20 protein-coding genes are annotated in these 22856 nt (G+C 58.1%); 17 read left to right on the top strand and 3 right to left on the bottom strand.

Going from position 1 to position 22856, the window contains the following annotated elements; all coding sequences use genetic code 11:
* Positions 1-38 precede the first annotated feature (38 nt).
* From pdxS to CRD13_RS01025, 4 genes are all read left to right on the top strand, one after another.
* Positions 39-941, top strand: a complete 903-nt coding sequence (pdxS, locus tag CRD13_RS01040) for a pyridoxal 5'-phosphate synthase lyase subunit PdxS (RefSeq protein WP_049172998.1) — start codon at positions 39-41, stop codon at positions 939-941.
* Positions 942-943: 2 nt separating this feature from the next.
* Positions 944-1822: an acyl-CoA thioesterase II gene (locus tag CRD13_RS01035; protein ID WP_049193681.1), complete on the top strand. Its 879-nt coding sequence runs from the start codon at positions 944-946 to the stop codon at positions 1820-1822.
* On the top strand, positions 1822-2442 hold the full coding sequence (pdxT, locus tag CRD13_RS01030) for a pyridoxal 5'-phosphate synthase glutaminase subunit PdxT (protein ID WP_048731318.1): 621 nt from the start codon (positions 1822-1824) through the stop codon (positions 2440-2442). Before CRD13_RS01035 ends, pdxT begins: the two co-directional genes overlap by 1 nt.
* A gap of 79 nt (positions 2443-2521) precedes the next feature.
* Positions 2522-3274 (top strand): YebC/PmpR family DNA-binding transcriptional regulator, encoded by a 753-nt coding sequence (locus CRD13_RS01025; RefSeq protein ID WP_048731316.1) that lies wholly within the window; start codon positions 2522-2524, stop codon positions 3272-3274.
* 515 nt (positions 3275-3789) lie between these two features.
* Here CRD13_RS01025 and CRD13_RS01020 read toward each other — a convergent pair.
* Entirely contained in the window at positions 3790-4254 is a 465-nt protein-coding gene (locus CRD13_RS01020) for a DUF3817 domain-containing protein (protein ID WP_049193684.1), read from the bottom strand.
* 115 nt (positions 4255-4369) lie between these two features.
* Here CRD13_RS01020 and ruvC point away from each other — a divergent pair, with 115 nt between their 5' ends.
* The 8 genes from ruvC to CRD13_RS00980 all read left to right on the top strand — a co-directional run bounded on the left by ruvC (position 4370) and on the right by CRD13_RS00980 (position 13717).
* A complete protein-coding gene (gene ruvC, locus CRD13_RS01015; protein WP_048731311.1) occupies positions 4370-4927 on the top strand; it encodes a crossover junction endodeoxyribonuclease RuvC in 558 nt (185 codons plus the stop codon).
* An 82-nt stretch (positions 4928-5009) separates the two neighbouring features.
* Positions 5010-5630 (top strand): Holliday junction branch migration protein RuvA, encoded by a 621-nt coding sequence (gene ruvA, locus CRD13_RS01010; protein WP_048731308.1) that lies wholly within the window; start codon positions 5010-5012, stop codon positions 5628-5630.
* A gap of 66 nt (positions 5631-5696) precedes the next feature.
* Positions 5697-6809, top strand: coding sequence for a Holliday junction branch migration DNA helicase RuvB (ruvB, locus tag CRD13_RS01005; protein WP_049190793.1), 1113 nt, complete (start codon positions 5697-5699; stop codon positions 6807-6809).
* A gap of 66 nt (positions 6810-6875) precedes the next feature.
* Positions 6876-7340, top strand: a complete 465-nt coding sequence (gene yajC / locus CRD13_RS01000; protein ID WP_070438357.1) for a preprotein translocase subunit YajC — start codon at positions 6876-6878, stop codon at positions 7338-7340.
* 311 nt (positions 7341-7651) lie between these two features.
* Positions 7652-9577, top strand: a complete 1926-nt coding sequence (gene secD / locus CRD13_RS00995; RefSeq protein WP_070595299.1) for a protein translocase subunit SecD — start codon at positions 7652-7654, stop codon at positions 9575-9577.
* A gap of 6 nt (positions 9578-9583) precedes the next feature.
* A complete protein-coding gene (gene secF, locus CRD13_RS00990) occupies positions 9584-10801 on the top strand; it encodes a protein translocase subunit SecF (protein ID WP_088611530.1) in 1218 nt (405 codons plus the stop codon).
* Positions 10802-10911: 110 nt separating this feature from the next.
* Positions 10912-11448 carry an adenine phosphoribosyltransferase gene (locus tag CRD13_RS00985; protein WP_016422687.1) on the top strand — a complete coding sequence of 179 codons (537 nt, stop codon included), beginning with the start codon at positions 10912-10914 and terminating at the stop codon, positions 11446-11448.
* 7 nt (positions 11449-11455) lie between these two features.
* Complete coding sequence (locus CRD13_RS00980) at positions 11456-13717, top strand: bifunctional (p)ppGpp synthetase/guanosine-3',5'-bis(diphosphate) 3'-pyrophosphohydrolase (protein WP_016422688.1); 2262 nt, start codon at positions 11456-11458, stop codon at positions 13715-13717.
* A 120-nt stretch (positions 13718-13837) separates the two neighbouring features.
* Here CRD13_RS00980 and CRD13_RS00975 read toward each other — a convergent pair whose 3' ends face one another.
* Positions 13838-14677 (bottom strand): peptidylprolyl isomerase, encoded by an 840-nt coding sequence (locus tag CRD13_RS00975; RefSeq protein ID WP_222866607.1) that lies wholly within the window; start codon positions 14675-14677, stop codon positions 13838-13840.
* Between the two features lie 292 nt (positions 14678-14969).
* Here CRD13_RS00975 and CRD13_RS00970 point away from each other — a divergent pair, with 292 nt between their 5' ends.
* Together CRD13_RS00970 and hisS are read left to right on the top strand one after the other, a co-directional pair.
* A complete protein-coding gene (locus CRD13_RS00970) occupies positions 14970-15641 on the top strand; it encodes an MBL fold metallo-hydrolase (protein ID WP_070549607.1) in 672 nt (223 codons plus the stop codon).
* Positions 15642-15684: 43 nt separating this feature from the next.
* Positions 15685-16968, top strand: a complete 1284-nt coding sequence (gene hisS, locus CRD13_RS00965; protein ID WP_070549606.1) for a histidine--tRNA ligase — start codon at positions 15685-15687, stop codon at positions 16966-16968.
* A 27-nt stretch (positions 16969-16995) separates the two neighbouring features.
* Here hisS and CRD13_RS00960 read toward each other — a convergent pair whose 3' ends face one another.
* The gene (locus CRD13_RS00960; protein ID WP_016422692.1) at positions 16996-17883 is read right to left on the bottom strand and encodes a neutral zinc metallopeptidase; all 888 of its coding nucleotides are present in this window, start codon (positions 17881-17883) and stop codon (positions 16996-16998) included.
* A 271-nt stretch (positions 17884-18154) separates the two neighbouring features.
* Here CRD13_RS00960 and aspS point away from each other — a divergent pair, with 271 nt between their 5' ends.
* The 3 genes from aspS (at position 18155) to CRD13_RS00945 (ending at position 22787) form a co-directional block, all read left to right on the top strand.
* The gene (aspS, locus tag CRD13_RS00955) at positions 18155-19984 is read left to right on the top strand and encodes an aspartate--tRNA ligase (RefSeq protein ID WP_016422693.1); all 1830 of its coding nucleotides are present in this window, start codon (positions 18155-18157) and stop codon (positions 19982-19984) included.
* Between the two features lie 147 nt (positions 19985-20131).
* Positions 20132-21313, top strand: coding sequence for a phosphotransferase family protein (locus tag CRD13_RS00950; protein WP_016422694.1), 1182 nt, complete (start codon positions 20132-20134; stop codon positions 21311-21313).
* Between the two features lie 148 nt (positions 21314-21461).
* Positions 21462-22787 (top strand): replication-associated recombination protein A, encoded by a 1326-nt coding sequence (locus tag CRD13_RS00945; RefSeq protein WP_224433708.1) that lies wholly within the window; start codon positions 21462-21464, stop codon positions 22785-22787.
* Positions 22788-22856 lie beyond the last annotated feature (69 nt).

The raw sequence follows: 22856 nt of genomic DNA, 5'->3' as shown, positions 1-22856 counted from the left end.
GGTCACATTCACCAGTTTTATTAGGGAAGTAGGGTTCGTTGAGCACGGTTGAGAACAACTCCGGGCAGGGCACCGCACGCGTGAAGCGCGGTTTCGCTGAGATGATGAAGGGCGGCGTCATTATGGACGTCGTTACGCCGGAGCAGGCCAAGATCGCTGAAGATGCCGGCGCAACTGCCGTGATGGCGCTGGAGCGTGTCCCCGCCGATATTCGCGCAGAGGGTGGCGTGTCGCGTATGTCTGACCCGGACATGATCGAGGGCATTATCAATGCCGTCTCCATTCCGGTTATGGCCAAGGCCCGAATCGGCCACTTTGTTGAGGCACAGGTTCTGCAGTCCCTCGGTGTTGACTTCATTGACGAGTCCGAGGTTCTGACCCCGGCCGATTACTCGAACCACATCGACAAGTTCGAATTCACCGTGCCTTTCGTCTGTGGTGCGACCAACCTGGGTGAGGCTCTGCGCCGCATCAACGAGGGCGCTGCCATGATTCGCTCCAAGGGCGAGGCCGGTACCGGTGATGTCTCCAACGCTGTGACTCACATGCGCACCATCCGCGCTGAAATTAACCGTCTGCGTTCTATGGCTCCGGACGAGCTCTATGTTGCCGCCAAGGAGCTGCAGGCACCGTACGAGCTGGTACGCGAGGTCGCTGAGACCGGTAAGTTGCCAGTCGTGCTGTTCACCGCAGGAGGCATTGCAACTCCGGCTGACGCTGCAATGATGATGCAGCTCGGTGCCGAGGGTGTCTTTGTTGGTTCCGGTATCTTCAAGTCCGGTGATCCGGAGAAGCGCGCCAAGGCTATCGTCCAGGCAACCCAGCACTACGATGATCCGAAGGTCATCGCTGATGTCTCCCGCGGTCTCGGCGAGGCAATGGTCGGCATCAACGTCGACGAGATTCCGCAGCCGCACCGACTCGCTGAGCGTGGCTGGTAAAAATGGCTAACATCCGCGAGGTATTAGATCTGGAGCAGATTGACCGGGACATTTTCCGTGGCCCAGTCATTAAGTCAATCCTGCAGCGCACTTTCGGTGGCCAAGTTGCCGGCCAGTCCCTCGTCGCGGCGACGCGCACGGTGGGTAATACCTTCGCGGTGAACTCCCTCCACGCCTACTTTGTAGGCCCGGGCCGCCCCCATATCCCGACGGTGTACATGGTCAAGCGTATTCGCGACGGCCGGTCTTTCTGCCACCGATCCGTCGAAGCTGTGCAAGATGGCCGTACGATTTTCGTCATGCAGGTCAGCTTCCACCGTAAGGGGGATGAGGGACTCGAGCACTCTGACGTGATGCGCAAGGTGCCAGATCCTGAAGACGTGGTCACCGACACCTCTGAGATGACGAACACACGTCGTCTACTAATGCGCGAGTGGGCGGACTGGGATATCCGGGTAGTGCCGAATGATCAGTTCGAACACAACAAGTACACCCCGTCCCAGCAGCTGGTGTGGTTCCGGTGCAAGGATCGCCTGCCGGATAACGAGACCTTCCATGTCTGCACGCTGGCGTATATGTCGGATATGACTTTGCTGTCATCGGCACTCGTTCCGCATCCAGGCGTTGAGGTCCAGGAAGCCAGCCTCGACCACGCGATGTGGTTTATGCGTCCGTTCCGTGCGGATGAATGGCTGCTCTACGACCAGATTTCGCCATCGGCGCACGCGGGTCGCGCATTGACTCACGGTCGCATCTTTAACCAAAAGGGCGAGCTCGTGGCCGTCGTCACGCAGGAAGGGCTGACCCGAAGCCTGGCCCCGGGTGTCGAGCCCGTGCCAGTGGCGACGAACTTCGATGCTCGCAGTGAGAACCTAGATTAATGACACAGGAAACAATCGGTATCCTCGCTCTTCAGGGCAACGTTGCCGAACACGGATATGTGCTTGACCAGCTCGGCGTCCCGCACCGAAAGGTGCGCTTGCCCCGTGATCTGGAAGGGCTTAGCGGCCTAATTTTGCCCGGCGGCGAGTCCACAACCATGAGCAAGCTGATGGTCTTCAATGAGCTTGAAGACCCGCTGCGGGAAGCCCTCCGCGATGGCCTTCCGGCATATGGCACCTGCGCCGGCATGATTTTGCTTGCCGACGAAGTGCTCGATACCCGTCCGGATGCCGTTAGCCTGGGGGCGATTGACATCACCGTCCGTCGTAACGCATTTGGCCGGCAAGTGGATTCCTTCGAAACTGACTTGGATATTCCGCAGCTGGCGATCAGTGGTGACCAGCCGCCTGTACACGCCGCCTTTATTCGCGCACCGTGGGTCGAGCGTGTCGGTGATGATGTTGAGGTGCTAGCGCGGGTGCCAGAATCGGCTGGAGAGACCGCAGGTACAGTGGTCGGAGTACGGCAGGGGGCTGCGATGGCCACCAGCTTTCACCCGGAGTCGACGGGGGAGACGCGGCTCCACGAGTTCTTTTTGCGAGAGCTTGTCGGCATTTAAATCCCCGGTTTGTATAATGAACACCTGACGAATTCCCATCTACATGGGTATTGACGAGAGGAATGGTAGGAACTAGCACATGGCGGGTCATTCAAAATGGGCAACCACAAAGCACAAGAAGGCTGCTAATGACGCCAAGCGCGCCAAAGAGTGGGCAAAGATGATCAAGAACATCGAGGTCGCGGCTCGTACCGGCGGCGGTGATCCTGCTGGTAACCCCACCCTCGATGACATGATTAAGAAGGCCAAGAAGGCCTCGGTTCCCAACGACAACATTGAGCGTGCCCGCAAGCGTGGTTCCGGCGAGGAGTCCGGCGGTGCTGACTGGGAGACCATTGTCTACGAAGGTTACGCACCTGGCGGTGTCGCTTTGATTGTGGAGTGCCTGACCGATAACCGTAACCGTGCTGCTTCCGATGTGCGCTCGGCGTTCAACAAGAACAACGGCAACATGGCAGACAACGGCGCCGTGGCGTACCTCTTCGAAAAGAAGGGTGTCGTCGAGCTGCCGAAGGGCGAGCTGACCGAGGATGACCTGCTTATGGCGGTTCTCGATGCTGGTGCAGAGGAGGTCAACGACCTGGGCGAAAAGTTCGAGGTTGTCTCCGCCTTTACCGATCTGATGAATGTCCGCACCGCTCTTGTCGATGCCGAAATGGAGTACGACTCCGCAGATCAGGACTACCGCGCTTCTACCACGGTGGCTCTCGATGCTGACGGTGCACGCAAGCTCTTCCGTCTGATTGACGCTCTCGAAGAGTCCGACGACGTGCAGAACGTCTACTCGAACGCCGACATCAGCGACGAGGTTATCGCCGAACTCGAAGACTAGGCGTTTGCTTGGCGACGGTTCCGCTGACCGGCTTCCCGGCGTTAAAGGATGCTCGTGCAGGGTAGTCTGCAGCGCTGAATTGCGCGGCGAGCTGGTGTGAATGGAAGATCCCCATCGGAGAGTCGTCCGATGGGGATCTTTTTTTTGGGGGGGGGGAGAGAGACAGACAGAGTCAAAGAGTGTGTCTGATCCTCAGGATAGCGACTGGTCAGAGCCCGCCTGCGGGTAGCTCCACACCCTGGGGTTAAGGAGAAAAACTGACAACCCGACACACTGGCAACCTCAAAAAATTACGGGCTGCGCGTGTGAATACGGCTGCAAATGTGAAACTGTGCAGGTTTATGTCACTTTCAGACGATTTTTCAGGTCATTTTTGTCATAAACGCAGTCAGTAACTCGCATTGGGGTAAGTAGCGAAGGGTGCCCGCCCGCCGACGCGCCGGTCGACACGCCAGGCGGACATATTTTTGTCTATTAAACCGATTTTGGTTTCTGAAAGTTTTAGTTGAACCGTTTTAGGAGAACCACTGAGTCGGAGGTCCGGCCATCAGCAACAGTGTGAAGACCACGACGAGAACAATGAGGATGACGAATGCCGAGATAAACGGGCGGCGAATAATCATCGCGAGTGCCCACTCGAAAATGTCCTGTGGCTCCTCGGATTCGTCGGTAAAGCGCCAGGGCCGATCCAAGAGGCCTGCCTTCAGGGTGTTTCGTTCAAACGGATAGGTTGCGAATGGAATGATAGAAGAGGCGAGGCCGATGACACCGCGGCCAAAGCTCCACTGCTGGTTGATCCACACCATGATGGTGGTGACTACGTAGCACAGGAACGTAAAACCGTGGATGCCGCCGAAGATGGTGGTGGCGATGTCAGTGACTTTGAACAGGTACTTCAGTGCCAGCCCCAAGAGCAGCAGAGCCCACGTGACCATTTCAGCTGCAGCGAGAACGCCGTAGAGCTTCTTCGGTGAATTCATGGTGTTAAACCTATCAGAATCAACGGTTGGTGCCCCGTGTAGCTACGATACAAACAGCTGTTCGAAATGTGGTATTAGTGGAGAGGTGAATTATCGAGCTGGATCTCTGCGGGTGATGGGTATCGACCCTGGCCTTACTCGTTGTGGTCTCTCCATTGCGGAAGGTGCTCAGGGCAGGAAAGTCATTCCCATTGCGGTGGGGGTCGCCCGCACACCAACCACGGCATCGTTGGAGGATCGTCTTCTGCGGCTTTCCAATGCCGTGGAGCAGTGGATGGATGAGTACGAGCCGGACGTGGTTGCGATGGAACGGGTATTCGAGCGCGGCAATGTGTCCACCGTAATGCAGACTGCGCACGCGGTTGGTGTCCTTGTCCTCGCTGCGGCGAGACGCGGTTTGGAAGTGCATATGTACACGCCGTCGGAGGTAAAGAAGGCGCTTACCGGCAACGGTCGGGCTGATAAGAAGCAGATGACCATGATGGTGACGAGAATCCTCGGGTTGGAAACTCCGCCAAAACCTGCGGACGCAGCGGATGCGTTGGCCATCGCTATCTGCCACTGTTGGCGTGGTCCGGTTCTGCAACGCCAGCGCGACACCTTGGCTGCGCTTGCTAAGCAACACGAGGAGCGGGAGTTGGAGCTTTCTCGCCGTGAGAATCCCTCGCGGTAGGGGAGCCTGCTAGAGCACACTTGTGAGTTCGGCGTTTATCTCGGTGTCTTTCGGGAAGCCGTAGTGAAAGGAATTGTGAGAAGTGATTGCATCTCTACGCGGTGAGGTTATCGATCTCGGTGCGGACTATTGCGTTATCGAGTGCGGTGGTGTCGGGCATTTGGTCACCATTACGGGCAGGTTAGCTTCTCAGTTGGTGAGGCATGAGCAGACTTTCATGTTGACCACAATGGCGGTTCGTGAAGATGCGATTACGCTTTTTGGTTTTGCCAACTCGCAGGAACGTGAGATGTTTGCGCTCTTGCGCACTGTCTCGACAGTGGGGCCAAAAGTAGCGATGTCTGTTCTATCGGTACTGTCGCCGGCCGAGATTGCCAATGCGGTTGCCTCAAAGAATGCCAAGGCCCTCCAGGCGGCTAACGGCGTCGGCAAGCGATTGGCGGAGCGCCTGTTGGTTGAGTTGAAGGATAAGGTCGAGGTTTTCGCGGATAGGGCGGTATCCCAGCCGGAGGAAGCTGCAAGCGGAGCAGCGCCTGGCATTGTTTTGAAGGCAGATCTGGATCAGGTCGTTGGTGCTTTGGTCGGGCTTGGGTTCCCGGAAGCTGATGCGAATGAGGCAGCGGAGACTGTTGTTCGGATTGATCCGACCTTGGATACATCAATGGCGCTGAAGGCGGCGCTAAAGACATTGGGCGAAAAGTAAATCCAGGTCGAGGACCTGCAGCTACATTGATGATGAAAAATGGCAGTGCACTAGGATGAGGGGACTATGAGCGATATCGAGCGCACGGAGTTTAACGTGTCGGGCAATCCCTTCAGGGACTCTTTAGATGGAGCAGCCAACGACCATTTTGGCGGTGGGGGAAATGGTGCACAACGTGATGTCGATGCCCGCGCTCAGGTCGAGGAAGTCGATGCGGAATCGAACCTGCGACCAAAGTCGTTAGGGGAGTTTATCGGCCAACCCAAGGTCCGCGAGCAGCTGGATTTGGTGCTCTCCGGGGCACGGGGACGAAATGTGACTCCGGACCACATTCTGCTGTCGGGACCTCCCGGCCTGGGTAAGACCACCATGGCCATGATTATTGCGCAGGAGATGGGGTCGTCCCTGCGAATGACGTCCGGTCCGGCGCTTATTCGCGCTGGCGATTTGGCAGCAATGCTATCGAACCTGCTCGAGGGCGATGTACTCTTCATTGACGAGATCCACCGCATTGCCAGGCCCGTGGAGGAAATGCTCTACATGGCAATGGAAGATTTCCGTATTGATGTCATCGTGGGCAAGGGGCCTGGAGCTACGTCAATTCCACTCGAGATTCCACCTTTTACGCTGGTAGGCGCAACGACGCGCTCGGGTATGCTGACTGGCCCACTGCGTGACCGTTTCGGTTTTACTGCGCAGATGGAGTTCTACGAGGTCGAGGATCTGACAAAGGTGGTTACCCGTGCCGCTGGGATCCTCGGGGTGGATATCAGCCCAGAGGCTGCAGTGGAGATTGCCTCGCGTTCGCGAGGTACACCGCGAATTGCCAACCGTCTACTGCGTCGCGTTCGCGATTTCGCAGATGTTCACTCCGGTGGCGTTATTGATCTTGGTGCGGCCAAGGCGGCGTTGATTGTCTTCGATGTCGATGAGCTTGGGCTGGACCGCTTGGACCGCGCAGTGCTGACTGCCCTGGTCAAGGGGCACGGTGGCGGCCCGGTGGGCGTGAATTCCCTGGCGTTGGCAGTCGGTGAGGAGCCCTCGACTGTGGAAGAAGTGTGCGAGCCCTACCTGGTCCGTGCCGGGATGATTGCGCGTACATCGCGCGGACGCGTGGCAACTGCCCGAGCATGGCGGCACTTGGGGTTGCAGCCTCCGGAGGGAACTATCGGAGAATAGCTTTCTCATCGACCCGGCCGGGGCAGTGTGGAATTGCTAGCTGGCAATTCGTTAAACTCGGCAGACATGGATCAAACTATTCTCCTCCTACTTATTTTCTTGTTCCTGGCGCTGCCAATTTGGCAGATCATCAAGCAGAACAAGCAGGTGCGCACCATTCGGGACATGCAGGATAAGTTGGCCCCGGGCGCAGAGGTCATCACCGGTTCCGGTATGCATGGTGTGGTCGTTGATACGACCGAAACAACCGTCGACCTGATTATCGCTGACGGCATCGTGACCCGGTGGGAAAAGGGCGCCATTGCCCGCAACCTCACCACCGGTACCGGAGCTAGCTACGCTCACCGTGACCGACGTGGCCGTGTTTCCGATGCGCCAGATGACCACGTCGGCGACGTCCAAGAAATCACCGGCCACGGCCCGGCTGACAATGCAGCTTCGGACGTCAATGAGCAGGTCGAGAACCCGAATACTCCGAGTACCCCGGATAACCCGGGTACAGACGGTTCCACTTCCACCGAAAAGCAGTAGCAGTTTTTTGCACGCCCACGCCCCGTCGGTTTGCATGCATCCAAGCTGTAGCGTGCGCCGTGAGGCTAGCGGGCGCGTCCCAGGTTTCGCCGTCGGCAAGCGTGGGCAAGATTTTCACTAAATAGGTACAAGTCAAAACCGGCGCACTACGCTAAATCGGTTATTCTCTAGCGGTTGGTGTTTATAGCTTTGCTTAGCGACGCCCGCAATGCCTCTTCCTGGTATCGCGCGATTTCGCGGTGCGGTTATAGACCTGCGTTTCTACCCGAAGCGCTTAAGTACCTAAACGTCACGATTCAGGAGACTTTGCTTTGAACAGCAAATCCAGATCCGGTGCGAATACATTCAAGAGGAACTGGCCGCAGTGGCTGTTGGCACTGTTTGTTGGCTTCCTCATCCTTACGTACGCACTCGTCTTTTTCACCGGCGGCGGATCAGCCAAGCCAAAGTTGGGCATCGACTTGCAGGGTGGTACCCGAGTAACCTTGGTGCCGCAGGGCGAAAAGCCGACGCGCGATCAGCTGGACCAGGCTCGCAAGATTCTGGAGAACCGCGTAAACGGCATGGGCGTCAGCGGCGCTCAAGTTGTCACCGACGGTGACACGCTGGTCATTACCGTGCCGGGTGAAGACTCACAGGAGGCGCGTACGCTCGGCCAGACTTCGCAGCTCTTCTTCCGTCCGGTAGAACAGCCCACCCAGGGCCCTGATGAAGCTGCCTTTGGCGAGGTAGTTAAGAAGACTGCTGAAGATTGGGTGTCAATCGGTGTCCTGTCGAAGGAGGACGCCACCAAGCGTGTTGATGACCTCTACAAGGACATGAACGAAACGCAGAAGCGTGCAATTGATGCCTTCAAGGAACAGAACCCAGATCAGCCGGTTCCCGAGGAGCTGACCAAGTCGCTGGGCGAGGCCCCGAAGTTGGACGCAACAGCTCCGGCAAAGCCGGCGAACTCAATTGAAGCGGCCGAGCTGCGTACGAAGGTTCGTGACGTGCTGTTGGCGACTCGCCAGTCCGAAGACCCAACGACACAGTTTGCAGCCGCTGCGCTGATGACCTGCGATAACCGCGATGCAGTTGATCCGCTACAGGGGGCCGATGACCCGGCCAAGCCGCTGGTGACCTGTGCGCCCGAAGGCGGTAAAGCCATCTTCCTGGGCAAGGCTCCGCTGTTGATTGGGCAGGAGGACGAGGCCAAGGGCCAGCGTCTGTCCGGCGACGCTATTGATACCAATGCGCCGATTAACGGTGGTTACGATCAGCAGTCTGGTCAGATTCAGGTCTCCTTTAGCTTCAAGTCCGGGAAGAATGACACCGGCGCTCGCACATGGACCAAGTTGACCAATGACTACCTGCAGCGGCAGGTCGCTATCGTGTTGGACTCGAAGGTCATTTCCGCCCCGGTGATTCAGGAGGCAACCCCAGTTGGTTCTGCCACCCGCATCACGGGCGACTTCTCAATCGACGAGGCACAGGGGCTGGCCAATAACCTGCGTTATGGTGCACTGCCGCTGTCGTTCGCAGGTGAGGACGGCGAGCCGGGCGGCACCACCACGACTATCCCGGCCATGCTTGGTTCGGCTTCCTTGGAAGCCGGTCTGCTTGCCGGCATTATCGGTATCGCCCTGATTGTCGTCTACGCGATTGCTCTCTACCGCGGCCTGGGCGTGATTTCGCTGGTTTCGCTGGCAGCAGCTGGAGCGATGGTCTACGGCGTCCTTGTCCTTCTTGGTCGTTGGATTGGCTACTCGCTCGATCTCGCTGGCATCGCCGGCATCATCATCTCTATCGGCGTAACGGCTGACTCCTTCATCGTCTTCTTCGAACGCATTAAGGACGAAATCCGCGCGGGTAGAACTTTCCGCTCCGCGGTTCCGCACGCTTGGCGACGAGCACGGCGCACCATCCTATCGGGTAACTTTGTGTCCATCATTGCGGCTGTGGTTCTTTACATCCTGGCCGTTGGCGATGTCCGCGGTTTCGCGTTCACACTTGGTCTCTCCACAGCATTCGACATTGTGACGGCTTTCCTCGTGACTGCGCCGTTGGTCATCCTGGCTACTCGTAAGTGGCCAGCTTTGTCCAAGCCGTCGATGAACGGCTTCGGCTCGGTCATGGAGATTGCACAGAGGAATAAGACTGTAGCTGCCGGTAAGAAGGCCGGAGCCTCCGATGCCTCCGCCAGTACGGCTGCCGACACCGGTGCAGCTCACTCCAGCGCGAATGAGGGGAAGTAGGAATCCATGAATACTACTCAGACGAATCCGGCGCTAATCACTGAGCCAGAAAGCGTGAAAGACGACTCCTTTTTCCGCCGCCTCTACACCGGCGAGGGTGGAATCAACATCGTCGGCAAGCGGAAGCGCTGGTACCAGATTGCCGTCGCCATCATCGTTGTTGCTTTCGCAGCGATGCTGATTCGCGGGTTCAGCTTCGGTATCGACTTCGAGGGCGGTACCAAGATGACTATGCCGCCGGCCTCAGTGACAACTGAGCAGGCCGAGGAGGTTTTCACCGAGGCGACCGGCGTGAAGCCGGAGCTGGTACAAATTATCGGTTCTGGTGAGGGCCGAATCCTGGAGATCACCTCTGAGAAGCTGACTCAGGACCAGATTAATAGTGCTCGTATCGCGTTGAATGATGCATTCAAGCCCGTCGATGTGCAGGGGCAGCAGACCCCGGATGCCATTGGTGACTCGACCGTGTCGGAGTCGTGGGGCTCTTCGATTACCAACCGAATGCTGCTGGCTGCAGTGGTGTTCCTGGGTCTGGTGTTCATCTACATCACCATTCACTTCGAGCGCGACATGGCCATTGCCGCAATTCTCGCCCTGGTTGTGGATGCAATCGTGATTATGGGCATCTACGCGCTCATTGGTCTTGACGTCACCCCGGCAACCATTATCGGCTTGCTGACAGTGCTGTCGTTCTCCCTGTACGACACCGTCGTGGTTTTCGACAAGGTCGACGAGAACACGGCAGGCTATCGTTCATCGACCCGTAGAAGTTACGCCGAGTTGGTGAACCTGGCGGTCAACCAAACCATCATGCGTTCTATCAACACCACGGTGTCGACGCTCCTGCCAATCCTGGCACTGATGGTCATCGCCGTGGGCATGCTAGGGGTCGGAACGCTGAAGGACCTTGCACTCGTTCAGCTCATCGGCATTATTCAAGGTACGTTCTCTTCGATCTTCCTGGCTTCGTCGCTGTTGGTGTCTCTTAAGTCGCGGCAGCGTGAATACCGCAAGCATGAAGAGGCGGTACTGTCTGCCCGCGCAAAGGCATCTGAGGGAGCCGGTTCGGGCACCGATTCCGCCACCACTGATGTTGCGGAGGACTCGGGCTCGAAGGAGCCGTCGGCAAGCGAAATGGAGCAGTCGACGCCGAAACGAACGGTGACGACTCCGACGCTTGAGGGCGATGAAAACAAGCCGCTGTCCTGGCGTCCGGGGCAGTAGAAGGTAGCGCCTCCCAGTGGTTCGGGTGAAACTACTTTAAAAGCGCATTGTGCGGGTATCGTTGACAGGTACCCGCACTTTTTCTTTTCGCCGAAAAGGAGCTTAAACCTGTGTCGTATGCACACGCGCGTGAGGCATTAGCCGATCAGATTCGGTTTGTGCCCGATTTTCCAGTTGAGGGCGTACTCTTCGAGGACTTGACGCCGGCGCTTGCCGACGCCACGACGTTCGCCCTGATTGTGGACGAGATTTCCGCCAAGGTGGAAGAGTTCGGGGCTGATGTTATAGGCAGCCTAGATGCGCGTGGATTCCTGCTGGGTTCTGCGGTGGCGTACAAGCTCGGACTGGGAGTGCTCGCTATTCGTAAGAAGGGTAAGCTGCCACCGCCTGTGCTGACCGAGACCTATGAACTGGAATATGGTACGGCCGCGCTTGAGATTCCGGCTAGTGGTTTTGAGCTGAAGGGCAAGAAGGCCGTACTTGTCGACGATGTGTTGGCAACTGGTGGCACCCTGTGTGCAGCTCGCGCTCTGCTGGAGACAGCTGGAGTCGAGGTAACCGGGCTGTGCACCGTGCTGGAGGTTGAAGGCCTGGGAGCTCGGGAGAAGCTTGCTGATCTGCCTCTGTACGTGGTTAATAAGGGGTGAATGAGTCATGGCTGAAGGGCCCGCACGCCGTTATGGTGCCCGCCTAGCGCGAAGCCTTACCGGCAACAGAACGAAGATCCGCCCGGTGCTAGATCCCCTTGTCGCGGTGCATCGACAGGTGCATCCGCGCGCAGATTTGGCTGTGCTTCAGCGTGCCTACGATACCGCCGAGCGCCTTCACGACGGCGTCTATCGGAAATCCGGCGAGCCATACATCACTCACCCGCTTGCAGTCGCTACTATTGCGGCCGAGATCGGCATGGATACCACCACGCTGGTGGCAGCGCTGCTGCATGACACGGTCGAAGATACCGATTACACGCTGGAGGACCTGGAGCGGGACTTCGGCCCAGAAGTCGCACGGTTGGTCGACGGCGTGACCAAATTGGATAAGGTCGCGTTGGGCTCCGCCGCCGAGGCAGAGACCGTGCGAAAAATGATTATCGCCATGAGCCAGGACCCGCGCGTGCTGGTTATCAAGGTGGCTGACCGGCTGCATAACATGCGCACAATGCGCTTCCTGCCGCCGGAAAAGCAGGCTAAGAAGGCCCGTGAGACCCTCGAGGTGATTGCACCGCTGGCGCATCGTTTGGGAATGGCCAGCGTGAAGTGGGAGTTGGAAGATCTCTCCTTCGCCATTTTGTACCCGAAGAAGTACGACGAGATTGTGCGTTTGGTCGCAGATCGAGCGCCGCAGCGGGACCGGTACATCCAGGAAGTCTCCGAGATGATTCAGAAGGATCTGAAGGAGTCTCACATTGCTGCTGAGGTACAGGGCAGGCCGAAGCACTACTGGTCGATTTATCAGAAGATGATTGTCCGCGGCCATGAGTTCGACGAGATTTTTGACCTGGTCGGACTTCGAGTTCTGGTGGACACGACCAAGGACTGCTATGCCGCCATGGGTGCCGTCCACTCGCTGTTCAAACCCATGCCGGGGCGATTCAAGGACTATATTTCCGCGCCGCGTTTCGGGGTTTACCAGTCGTTGCACACAACGGTCATCGGTCCAGGTGGCTCCCCGCTAGAAGTGCAGATTCGCACCCATGAGATGCACTACAACGCTGAGTACGGCATTGCCGCACACTGGCGCTACAAGGAAACCAAGGGCTCTCACAAGGGAGATTCCGCCGAAGTCGATCAGATGGCGTGGATGCGTCAGCTGCTGGATTGGCAGCGGGAGGCCGCAGATCCTAACGAGTTCCTGGACTCCCTGCGCTATGACCTCTCAGTCACTGAAATTTTTGCGTTCACACCTAAGGGCGATGTCATCACATTGCCTGCGGACTCCACGCCGGTCGACTTTGCCTACGCGGTCCATACTGAAGTAGGTCACCGATGTATTGGTGCCAAAGTCAACGGCAAGCTAGTGGCGTTGGAATCACCGCTAAAAACTGGCGACCGCGTCGAGATTTTCACGTCCAAGGATGCCGATTCCGGTCCGTCTAAGGACTGGGAGAAGTTTGTTAAAACTCCACGTGCGCGGGCAAAGATCCGTCAGTGGTTTGCCAAAGAGCGCCGCGAGGAGGCACTCGATGCCGGCCGTGACGCGCTGGCTGCAGAGGTACAGCGCGGCGGTCTGCCGATGCACCGCCTGTTCACTCCGGCGTCCATCAAGCAGATTGCCTCCGAGCTGCACTATGCGGATGTCGATGCGCTCTATACCGCTATCGGTAAGGGGCAGGTCTCAGCGCAGCATGTGACTCACCGGCTGATGGCGCAGTTCTCGAGCGCGGACGATGCCGAAGAGCAGTTGGTCTCCCGCACGCCAATTTCAAAGATGAACGTGCACAACACTCCGCGCCGCGCTGACAGCACGGGTGTGTTGGTAGAAGGCAGCGCGGATATGGCCGCTAAGCTCGCCAAATGCTGTACGCCTGTGCCGGGCGATGCCATCTTTGGCTTCGTCACCCGCGGCGGTGGGGTCAGTGTGCACCGTACGGACTGCACTAATGCGGAGAAACTGCACCAGGAGCCCGAGCGCATTATCGAGGTTTCCTGGGCAACGGATTCCTCCGGTGCGGTCTTCATGGTTACGGTGCAAATCGAAGCACTTGACCGTCACGGACTGCTCTCGGAGATCACTCGCGTTTTCTCCGATCAGAAGGTCTCAATCCTGTCGACGTCCTCTCATACCTCCGATGACCGCGTTGCCGTAATGCGTTTTAGCTTCGAGGTTTCGGACACTAAGCAGATGGGCTATATCTTCAACATTCTGCGCGGTGTCGAGGGAGTGTTCGATGTCTACCGCATTACTTCTGGTCAGTAGGCGGTTTAGTAGCCATCGATATGTGAAAAAGGATGAGACCGCGTAGATACTAAAACAGGGCCAAGGTGATTCACCTTGACCCTGTTTTTGATTAATTTCTCAATCAGTTAGTTGAGTCAACTACTTGACTTCCGCCTTCTCAATACGGACTTCCTTAGCTGGCTTACCGTCAGAGGTACCGCCACCCTCGATACCGTTCTTCGCAATGTCCGCAACCGTCTTGGTGCCCTCGTCAGTCATGGAGCCAAGCACGGTGTACTGCGGAGGCAGCTGAGAATCTGCCCAGTTGAGGAAGAACTGGCTGCCGTTGGCATCCGGGTCACTCGGGTTTGCCATGGCGATAGAGCCCTTCGGGTACACCAACGGGGTGTTCTGATCCAGGCCGGAATCCTTGACCGGCCACTCGCCAGCGAACTTGAAGCCCGGTCCGCCGGTACCGGTACCAGTCGGATCGCCACACTGCAGAACGTTCAGGCCACCACCGGTAATACGGTGGCACACGGTGTCGTTGAAGTAGTTGGACTTGGCCATGTGCTCAATTGCATTGACGCCGCAAGGTGAAATAGCGCGGTCCAGCTCCATCGGAATGTCGCCCTGGTTAGTCTTCAGGGTGATGGTTACAGTGCCAGTGGCGGGAACGTTGTCGGTAGCTGGCTTATCTATGTCCTTCGATGCCTCGCCATCATCCGGGTAGTCACAGGTCACGGTTTCCGGAAGTGGGGAAGAGCGCTTCATTGGAACCTTTTCACCGCCGACGGGAGTAGCTGTCAGAGCTGCAGGTTCGACTGGAGTCGTGGATTCATCAGCGGCCTCATTGTCGTCAGCGCCGCCAGCCGTGGTCAGCAAGTAGATGCCGCCACCGATAAAGAGCAGGATAGCCAAGGTAGTTACGACAACGCCCAGTGGCTTCAGCTTCTCGGCACGTGCACGGCGCTTAAGTTCGCGCTCGAGCGTCCGCATCGCATCTTTGCGCCTTTGCTCATTATTGGCCACTAGTCTTTCTCCGTATCTGTTAGTCATCTATTGCTGGTGACGGAACACCAGCGGACGATTTTGCCCATTGATAGTGACCGCATTTGAAGTAACAGCTCAGTCGGTCACCGTCGCGTACACAATCGACCATTATGCCCGGGATTGCTTCCCATTTGCGAGATGACAGGCCAACGAGCAAGGGGAAAGGTGCTCTCTTCCCGTTGTTGGAAGGCGCAAATAGCCTGCCGGGGGCTGTACACAATCGTTACAATGGAGCGCCATGGAGATATTTGGTTTTGCAGCCGGCCCTTTTCAGACCAACTGCTACGTGGCAACAGGCGCTCCGGAAATGGACGGCCTGTCCACCCCATGCGTCATTGTTGACCCGGGCATGGGGGCGTTCGAGGTAGTACGCGGCGAGGTTGAGAAGCGAGATTGGAAGCCGGAAGCAATTCTGCTGACCCATGGTCATATCGACCATGTCCGCGATGTCGCGGAGGCCTCCGACTTCTGGGATATCCCCGTCTTCATTCACGAAAGCGACAATGTGTTGCTGGCCAATCCGAAGCTCGGCGGTTCTTCTTTCGGACACCTCTTTGACATCGATTCTATGCAGGCTTATACGGAAGCCGATTTCTTCGAGGATGGCGACGAAGTAAAGTGGGCAGGGTTGAATTTCGAAGTCATTCACGCTCCGGGTCACTCTCCGGGATGCGTGATGCTGCGCGCTTCCGATGGGGAAGATGAGATTGTCTTCAGCGGGGACGTCCTCTTTAAGGGGGCTATCGGTCGCGTAGATTTGCCGGGCAGTAGTCCGGAGCACATGCAGCAGTCGTTGAAGGATAAGGTCCTCCCGCTGGCGGATGACCTCATGATTCTTCCGGGCCATGGCTCCGCATCGTCGATAGGCGAGGAGCGCGCGACCAACCCGTTCCTGCAAAACCTCACCTAGCCTGGCTGACACCTCGTGAGAGTTGGCAGGTAGAGTTAGCGGGGTGAACTCTAGCCAGAAGCCAAAGAAGTTGAAGCCATTCTCCGCGCCCAAGGGCGTGCCGGATTACGTCCCGCCGGTCTCCCGCGAATTCGAGGCGGTGCGAAACTCATTCCAGCACCGCGCACGACTTGCGGGCTATGAGCACATTGAGCTGCCAATTTTCGAGGACACCGGGCTTTTTGCACGTGGCGTAGGTGAATCGACGGACGTCGTCACCAAGGAGATGTACACGTTCGCCGACCGCGGCGGCCGCTCCGTCACCCTGCGCCCGGAGGGTACCGCGGGCGTGATGCGCGCGGTCATTGAGCACAATTTGGATCGCGGTCAGTTGCCGGTCAAGCTTTCCTACGCGGGGCCATTCTTCCGCTATGAACGCCCGCAGGCAGGCCGTTACCGTCAGTTGCAGCAGGTGGGCGTAGAGGCAATCGGCGTCGATGATCCTGCGCTGGACGCTGAAGTCATCGCGCTTGCCGACGCATGCTTCCGCGGTATCGGACTCGAAGGCTTCCGCCTTGAACTGACAAGCCTTGGCGACAACACCTGCCGCCCTGAATATCGCGCTAAGCTGCAGGAGTTCTTGTTTGACCTGCCTCTGGATGAGGAAACGCGCCACCGTGCAAACATCAACCCGCTGCGCGTCCTCGACGATAAGCGACCGGAAATGCAGGAAATGCTTGCCGACGCGCCGCTGATGCTGGACCACCTTTCTGACAGCGCTCGCGGTCACTTTGAAGCTGTGACTGGACTGTTGGATGACATGAAGGTGCCCTATGTCATCAATCCTCGAATGGTGCGCGGACTGGACTACTACACCAAGACGTGCTTCGAGTTTGTTCACGACGGCCTTGGTGCTCAGTCGGGTATCGGCGGCGGTGGTCGCTACGACGGGCTGATGGCGCAGCTAGGCGGCCAAGAGCTGTCTGGAATTGGCTTTGGTTTGGGTGTGGATCGCGCGCTGCTCGCACTGGAAGCAGAGGGCAAGCATGCCAGCGATGGTCGACGCGTCGATGTGTATGGTGTTGCGCTCGGTGAAGAAGCCGCTCACGCTATGGCGGTGCAGATCAATAAGCTGCGCCAAGCGGGTATCCGCGCAGATATGTCCTACGGCGGCCGCGGTCTGAAGGGCGCGATGAAGGGTGCCGATCGCGCTGGAGCCCGATTTGCGTTGGTCCTCGGCGAGTCTGAATTGGCCGCGGGCGAGGTTCAGCTGAAGAACCTTGAGTCCCACGAGCAGCACGCAGTCGCCCTAGATGCACTGGTTCAGGAGTTGCAGTCGCGCATCTAGGAAACGCGCATTTGTTAAGTGCGGAGTCTAGCTGTAGACGCCGCGCTCGAGAGTGTCGCACTGAGACATCTTTCCTGACTTGTAGCCGGTGAGGAATGCCTTCGTACGCTGCTCGGCCGAGCCGTGGGTCCAGGAGTCCGGTTGAACACCACCGCCGGAATGCTGCTGGATGGTGTCATCGCCAATGGCCTTCGTAGTTTTGAGGGCATCGGCAACTTGCTCGTCGGAAAGCGGTTCGAGGATTGCGTCCGGCCCCTTGTCCGCGTAATGAGCCCAGATACCCGCGTAGCAGTCGGCCTGCAGCTCGATCTTTACAGCGTCGGAATCGGGGCCCGGTTCGTTGTAGTTACTGCGGCCGAGTGTGCCCTCCAACCTTTGGATATGGTGGGCGAATTCGTGGGCCACGACGTATTCCTGTGCGAGCGGTCCGTTGCCTCCGCCCATGCGCTCCAGGGTGCTAAAGAACTCCGTGTCGAAGTAGGCCGTTTGATCGGCGGGGCAGTAGAACGGGCCGGTGGACGAGGACGCTGCGCCGCAGCCCGACTGAGTGGAGCCTTCAAAGAGGACTAAGCCTGGGTTCGTGTACTCGATGCCGGCCTGTGCGGGGAGTTGTTCTTCCCAGACTCGGTCGACCGAAATACCGGTGAATTCCATCCGGCAATCGATGCGGCTGTTGGCATCTTCGCCGGTCTTGCAGGGATCCTCGCCAGGGGACTGCTGTGCAGTCTGCGAGGACTGGTTGTTCTGGGCACCTGTCAGCTGTCCCAATTGTCCCGGGTCGCCGCCGAGAAGTAAGTACAGGCCGATGAGGACAAGGCCGCCGATACCGCCACCGCCTACGGCGATAGCGCGGCCACCACCCGAGCGTCGCTCGGCACGAGCCGAGCTCTTTTGGAAGTCATTCCGGAAGGTCATAGGAGTAAGACTATTGCATAAGGTGCGGAAAACGGGCCATTGAATAGCGCTGCGTCATAGTATCCGCATGTAAATCAACGTCAGGATCTACGGAGAACTTTGTCTAAGTGAGTACATGAAGCCCGAGGTAGGCCCAAGGCGATGACCGGTAATAAGCAAAATAGCCGGGGTCTTCTTCTCACCTTTCTGGCTTCAAGGTAGACTACACGGACGAAACCGCTATCCACAGCGTTAATCCCTATAGCACCAATTTTGGAAGGACCAATTCGCAGTGCTTCGTACGCATCTTGCCGGAGACCTCCGCGCTGACCTCGCCGGCAGCACAGTAACCCTGACCGGTTGGGTAGGACGCCGCCGTGACCATGGTGGCGTGATCTTCATCGACATGCGTGACCGCTCCGGTTACGCCCAGGTTGTGTTCCGCAACAGCGAAGTTGCTGAGCGTGCACACCACCTGCGCAGCGAATACTGCATTCAGGTCACCGGTGTCGTTGAGAAGCGCCCGGAGGGCTCCGAAAACCCGAACCTGGCATCGGGTGAAATTGAGGTCAATGTTACGGAGCTGACCATCCTCAACGAGTCGGCGGCATTGCCGTTCCAGCTCGAGGATGTTGGAACTTCTGGCACTGTCGGCGAGGAAGCCCGCCTGAAGTACCGCTACCTAGACCTACGCCGTGAAGGCCCGGCCAAGATTATGCGTCTCCGTGCGGCTGTCAACCGCGCAGCCCGTAAGGTGCTGGACAGCCACGACTTCACCGAAATCGAGACCCCGACGTTGACTCGCTCTACGCCGGAAGGTGCTCGTGACTTCGTGGTGCCGGCTCGTTTGAAGCCGGGCACTTTCTACGCACTGCCGCAGTCCCCTCAGTTGTTCAAGCAGCTGCTTATGGTCGCTGGCATGGAGCGCTACTACCAGATCGCCCGCTGCTACCGAGATGAGGACTTCCGCGCTGACCGCCAGCCGGAGTTCACTCAGCTCGACGTTGAGATGAGCTTCGCCGAGCAGGACGATGTCATTGCGCTGGCAGAAGAGATTCTGGTTGCTATCTTCGCCGAGGCCGGTGTCACTGTTCAGACCCCGATTCCACGCATGACCTTCAAGGAGGCCATGGAGAAGTACGGTTCTGACAAGCCGGACCTGCGCTTCGACATTCCGCTGGTGGAGTGCACCGAGTTCTTCAAGGACACCACTTTCCGTGTCTTCCAGAACGATTACGTCGGTGCAGTTGTTATGGACGGTGGCGCATCGCAGCCTCGTCGTCAGCTCGACGCTTGGCAGGATTGGGCCCGCCAGCGCGGCGCAAAGGGCTTGGCCTACATCCTTGTTGGGGAGGACGGCACTCTGGGCGGCCCGGTTGCCAAGAACATTACTGACGCAGAGCGTGAAGGCATCGCGGCGCACGTAGGCGCGAAGCCGGGTGACTGCATCTTCTTCGCTGCAGGTGACGCTAAGAGCTCCCGTGCACTGCTGGGTGCTGCTCGTGGAGAGATTGCCAAGAAGCTCGGCCTTATCAAGGAAGGCGACTGGGCATTCACCTGGGTCGTCGACGCACCGTTGTTCGAGCCGGCTGCCGACGCTACCGCTTCCGGTGACGTTGCCCTGGGCCACTCGCAGTGGACTGCTGTGCACCACGCCTTCACCTCGCCGAAGCCAGAGCACATGGATACCTTCGACAAGGATCCTGGCAACGCACTGGCTTACGCCTACGACATCGTCTGCAACGGTAACGAAATTGGTGGCGGCTCCATTCGTATTCACCGCCCAGATGTCCAGAAGCGCGTCTTCGATGTTATGGGCATCGGCGAGGAAGAGGCACAGGAGCAGTTCGGCTTCCTGCTGGATGCCTTCCAGTACGGCGCTCCGCCGCACGGTGGTATCGCATTCGGTTGGGACCGTATCGTTTCCCTGCTGGCCGGCGTTGACTCCATTCGCGAAGTTATCGCCTTCCCGAAGTCCGGTGGCGGCGTTGATCCGTTGACTGACGCCCCGACTCCGATTACCGCTCAGCAGCGCAAGGAGACCGGTATCGACTTCAAGCCGAAGCCAAAGCAGAAGGCAGACGGCGTTAAGGCAGCAGCCGACGCAGGCGACAGCAAGTAAACAAAGAAATCACATTGCGAGGAATGTGATCTGCCACTCCAGCGTGAACAGCGCGAGTGGCGCCAATTCCTCCTAACCAAGGCGGTACTGGCCACAACGCAACATCCGTATCGCCTGACTGAAACTGGCTCATTGAAAGGGCATTCAATGGAGTACTCGGACGACGCTGCAGCAGAAGTTGACAGCGTAGTTAAAGATGCAGAGACACTGCTTTCCGCACGATTCGGCGGCACTCCAGTGTTGTCGGATCCAGAAGTACTTACAGGTCAGTCAAACGCTCTTGTTGTCCGCGTACGGGTCGCCACAAATCCCTTTATGCAGGAACGCACGGTCGTCGTAAAGCAAATTCCTACGACGACTGAAGGCGTCGATCCCGCCGTTTTACGGGAAGTCGTGGCGTACCAGTTCATCAATACACTGCCTGACGACGTCCGCCCGGGGCCTCAGCTTCTTGCTTACGATGTTTCAAAGCAGCTATTGGTTCTCAGCGACGTCGGTGTCGTGGACACTCTTGCGGACGTACTCTTTCGTGGCGATGAAGAGCGACGATTGCGCGCATTCCGCAGCCTCGGCGCTTCGCTGGGTCGGATGCATATTCACACGCATACTCGTGAAGAGGGATTTGAGACCCTGCGTCGTCGTATGTGGGTGAAGAACAAGGTCGATCGCGAGGCTCTCGAGGCGCGTGACCACGGCATTGTGTCGGGGATTCGCTTTGGTATGCGAGCTGTCGAGGGGTCCGGCATTCCTGTTCCCGACGCTGTGCGCTCTTTCGGTGAGGATGCTGCTCGTCGAATTGAGAAGGGCACGCATAGGGCGTTTACTCCGTTTGACCTCGCCCCGGACAACATTCTGCTGGCGGATAAGGTCCAGTTCCTCGACTATGAGTGGGCTGGTTACCGCGATGTCATCTTCGACGTGGCCAGCGTCGTCGCAGGCTTCCCGCTGCACGTTTTCGTGGAGCGTCCATCGGAGGCAGAGGTCGACGTGTTTGTCCGTGCCTGGATGGAAGAGATTCGTGACCATTGGTATCGCGGCACGAGCGACCGCCGTTTGATGGCGTTCATCGCTGCGGCGTTGCTCGGTTGGTTTTTCATCTCCGCAACGGTTTCCTTCTTCGGTTCTCCAAAACAAGCGCTGTGGGTGGGGCATGAAGGACGCACGGACCTGAAGCCGGAAGTTGGCGGCTCAGCACTGGAGCGGCGCGACATGGCTAACACGGCTCGCGCGATTGCACAGTTCGCCCATAAGTGTGAGGACGATCGTGCCGACGAGCTGGAACAGTTCGCGCATGCAGTCATCGATTTCTTAGAGCAAGAGGAAGGCTAGGGCACACGTGGCGGATCCGAATAAGCTGCCGTCAGGCGGTGCAAACGGCTCCGCCGATGACGCTCCAGGGCTTTTCGACGAGCCTTCGGTCGCCGGACCTACAGCGGCCAAGAGCCAAGGTCGGAGTGCGGGGCCAGCAAGCACTGGCCTGAACTCCGATGCGAGCGCCTACTTTCACCCAGGTGCACACGCGCCGTTGGCGGTTCGGATGCGACCGCGAAACCTCGATGAAGTCGTTGGTCAAGACCACCTGTTAGCCCCCGGAGCACCGTTGCGCCGTCTGGTCGAAGGTGGCGGCGACACCTCCGTTATTTTGTTTGGCCCTCCCGGAACTGGCAAGACCACTCTCGCCAGTTTGATTTCCGCGGCGACTGGACGACACTTTGAAGCGCTTTCCGCGCTTAATGCAGGAGTGAAGGAAGTGCGTGCGGTTATCGATACTGCTCGTCGCACACTCGTTAACCAGGGCATTCAAACGGTGCTCTTCATCGACGAGGTGCACCGTTTTTCCAAGACCCAGCAGGATGCCCTGTTGGGTGCCGTGGAAAACCGGATTGTCCTTCTCGTCGCGGCAACGACGGAAAACCCATCCTTCTCAGTGGTGTCCCCGCTGCTCAGTCGGTCACTGCTGTTGCAGTTGCAGTCACTGGACGACGAAGCCGTCGGCACGCTCATTGATCGAGCACTTACCGATGAGCGCGGCCTGAATGGTCGCGTCAGTATGACAGACGATGCACGTAAACAGCTCATTGCGCTGGCAGCTGGTGATGCTCGTCGTTCCCTCACGTACCTCGAGGCAGCCGCAGAAGCCGTCGCCGATGGTGAGCAGATTACCGCTGAGTCGCTTGCCAATTCGATCAACAGAGCCGTGGTTCGCTATGACCGCGACGGCGACCAGCATTACGACGTCACCAGCGCGTTTATTAAGTCCGTTCGCGGATCTGATGTCGATGCTGCCCTGCATTACCTGGCGCGGATGATTGAGGGTGGGGAAGACCCTCGGTTTATTGCCCGCCGAATCGTTATTCTGGCCAGCGAAGACATCGGTATGGCCGACCCGACAGCTCTGCAAACCGCCGTCGCCGCGGCGCAGGCAGTTGCCTTGATAGGGATGCCGGAAGCCCGGCTGACGCTGGCGCAGGCCACGATTCACTTGGCAACAGCACCGAAGTCGAATTCGGTCATAAGCGCAATCGACGGGGCATTGAAGGATGTTCGTTCCGGGAAGACCGGACCGGTGCCACCACATTTGCGGGACGGACATTACAGCGGGGCTAAGGACCTTGGTCACGCGGTGGACTATATCTACCCGCACAATGACCCCATGGGTGTCGTCGCCCAACAGTATCCACCAGATCAGTTGGTGGGCACTGATTATTTCGTCCCATCCAATCACGGTCGTGAAAACGGCATGGCTGAATACCTCGGACGCATTCGCCGAATTATCCGGGGGAGCCGCCGGAAATCGAAGTAGGCGAGATCGGTCGGAATCTACGGGGTGCCGGTGGGGTGGTTTTAAAGTTGCTCGAACCGAGCGGGTAGA

It is taken from the genome of Corynebacterium sp. LK26 (genome assembly GCF_014335085.1).
Lineage (GTDB): Bacteria > Actinomycetota > Actinomycetes > Mycobacteriales > Mycobacteriaceae > Corynebacterium > Corynebacterium jeikeium_D.
Note: the sequence above shows the minus strand (reverse complement) of the source record. Positions and strands in the feature narration are given on the sequence as shown.

Bases quoted from the DNA above. Each gene is read 5' to 3' on its own strand.
- CRD13_RS01035 (WP_049193681.1), top strand. From the start codon at position 944: ATGGCTAACATCCGCGAGGTATTAGATCTGGAGCAGATTGACCGGGAC.
- pdxT (WP_048731318.1), top strand. From the start codon at position 1,822: ATGACACAGGAAACAATCGGTATCCTCGCTCTTCAGGGCAACGTTGCC.
- CRD13_RS01025 (WP_048731316.1), top strand. From the start codon at position 2,522: ATGGCGGGTCATTCAAAATGGGCAACCACAAAGCACAAGAAGGCTGCT.
- CRD13_RS01020 (WP_049193684.1), bottom strand. From the start codon at position 4,254: ATGAATTCACCGAAGAAGCTCTACGGCGTTCTCGCTGCAGCTGAAATG.
- ruvC (WP_048731311.1), top strand. From the start codon at position 4,370: ATGGGTATCGACCCTGGCCTTACTCGTTGTGGTCTCTCCATTGCGGAA.
- ruvB (WP_049190793.1), top strand. From the start codon at position 5,697: ATGAGCGATATCGAGCGCACGGAGTTTAACGTGTCGGGCAATCCCTTC.
- yajC (WP_070438357.1), top strand. From the start codon at position 6,876: ATGGATCAAACTATTCTCCTCCTACTTATTTTCTTGTTCCTGGCGCTG.
- secF (WP_088611530.1), top strand. From the start codon at position 9,584: ATGAATACTACTCAGACGAATCCGGCGCTAATCACTGAGCCAGAAAGC.
- CRD13_RS00980 (WP_016422688.1), top strand. From the start codon at position 11,456: ATGGCTGAAGGGCCCGCACGCCGTTATGGTGCCCGCCTAGCGCGAAGC.
- CRD13_RS00975 (WP_222866607.1), bottom strand. From the start codon at position 14,677: ATGCGGACGCTCGAGCGCGAACTTAAGCGCCGTGCACGTGCCGAGAAG.
- CRD13_RS00970 (WP_070549607.1), top strand. From the start codon at position 14,970: ATGGAGATATTTGGTTTTGCAGCCGGCCCTTTTCAGACCAACTGCTAC.
- CRD13_RS00960 (WP_016422692.1), bottom strand. From the start codon at position 17,883: ATGACCTTCCGGAATGACTTCCAAAAGAGCTCGGCTCGTGCCGAGCGA.
- CRD13_RS00950 (WP_016422694.1), top strand. From the start codon at position 20,132: ATGGAGTACTCGGACGACGCTGCAGCAGAAGTTGACAGCGTAGTTAAA.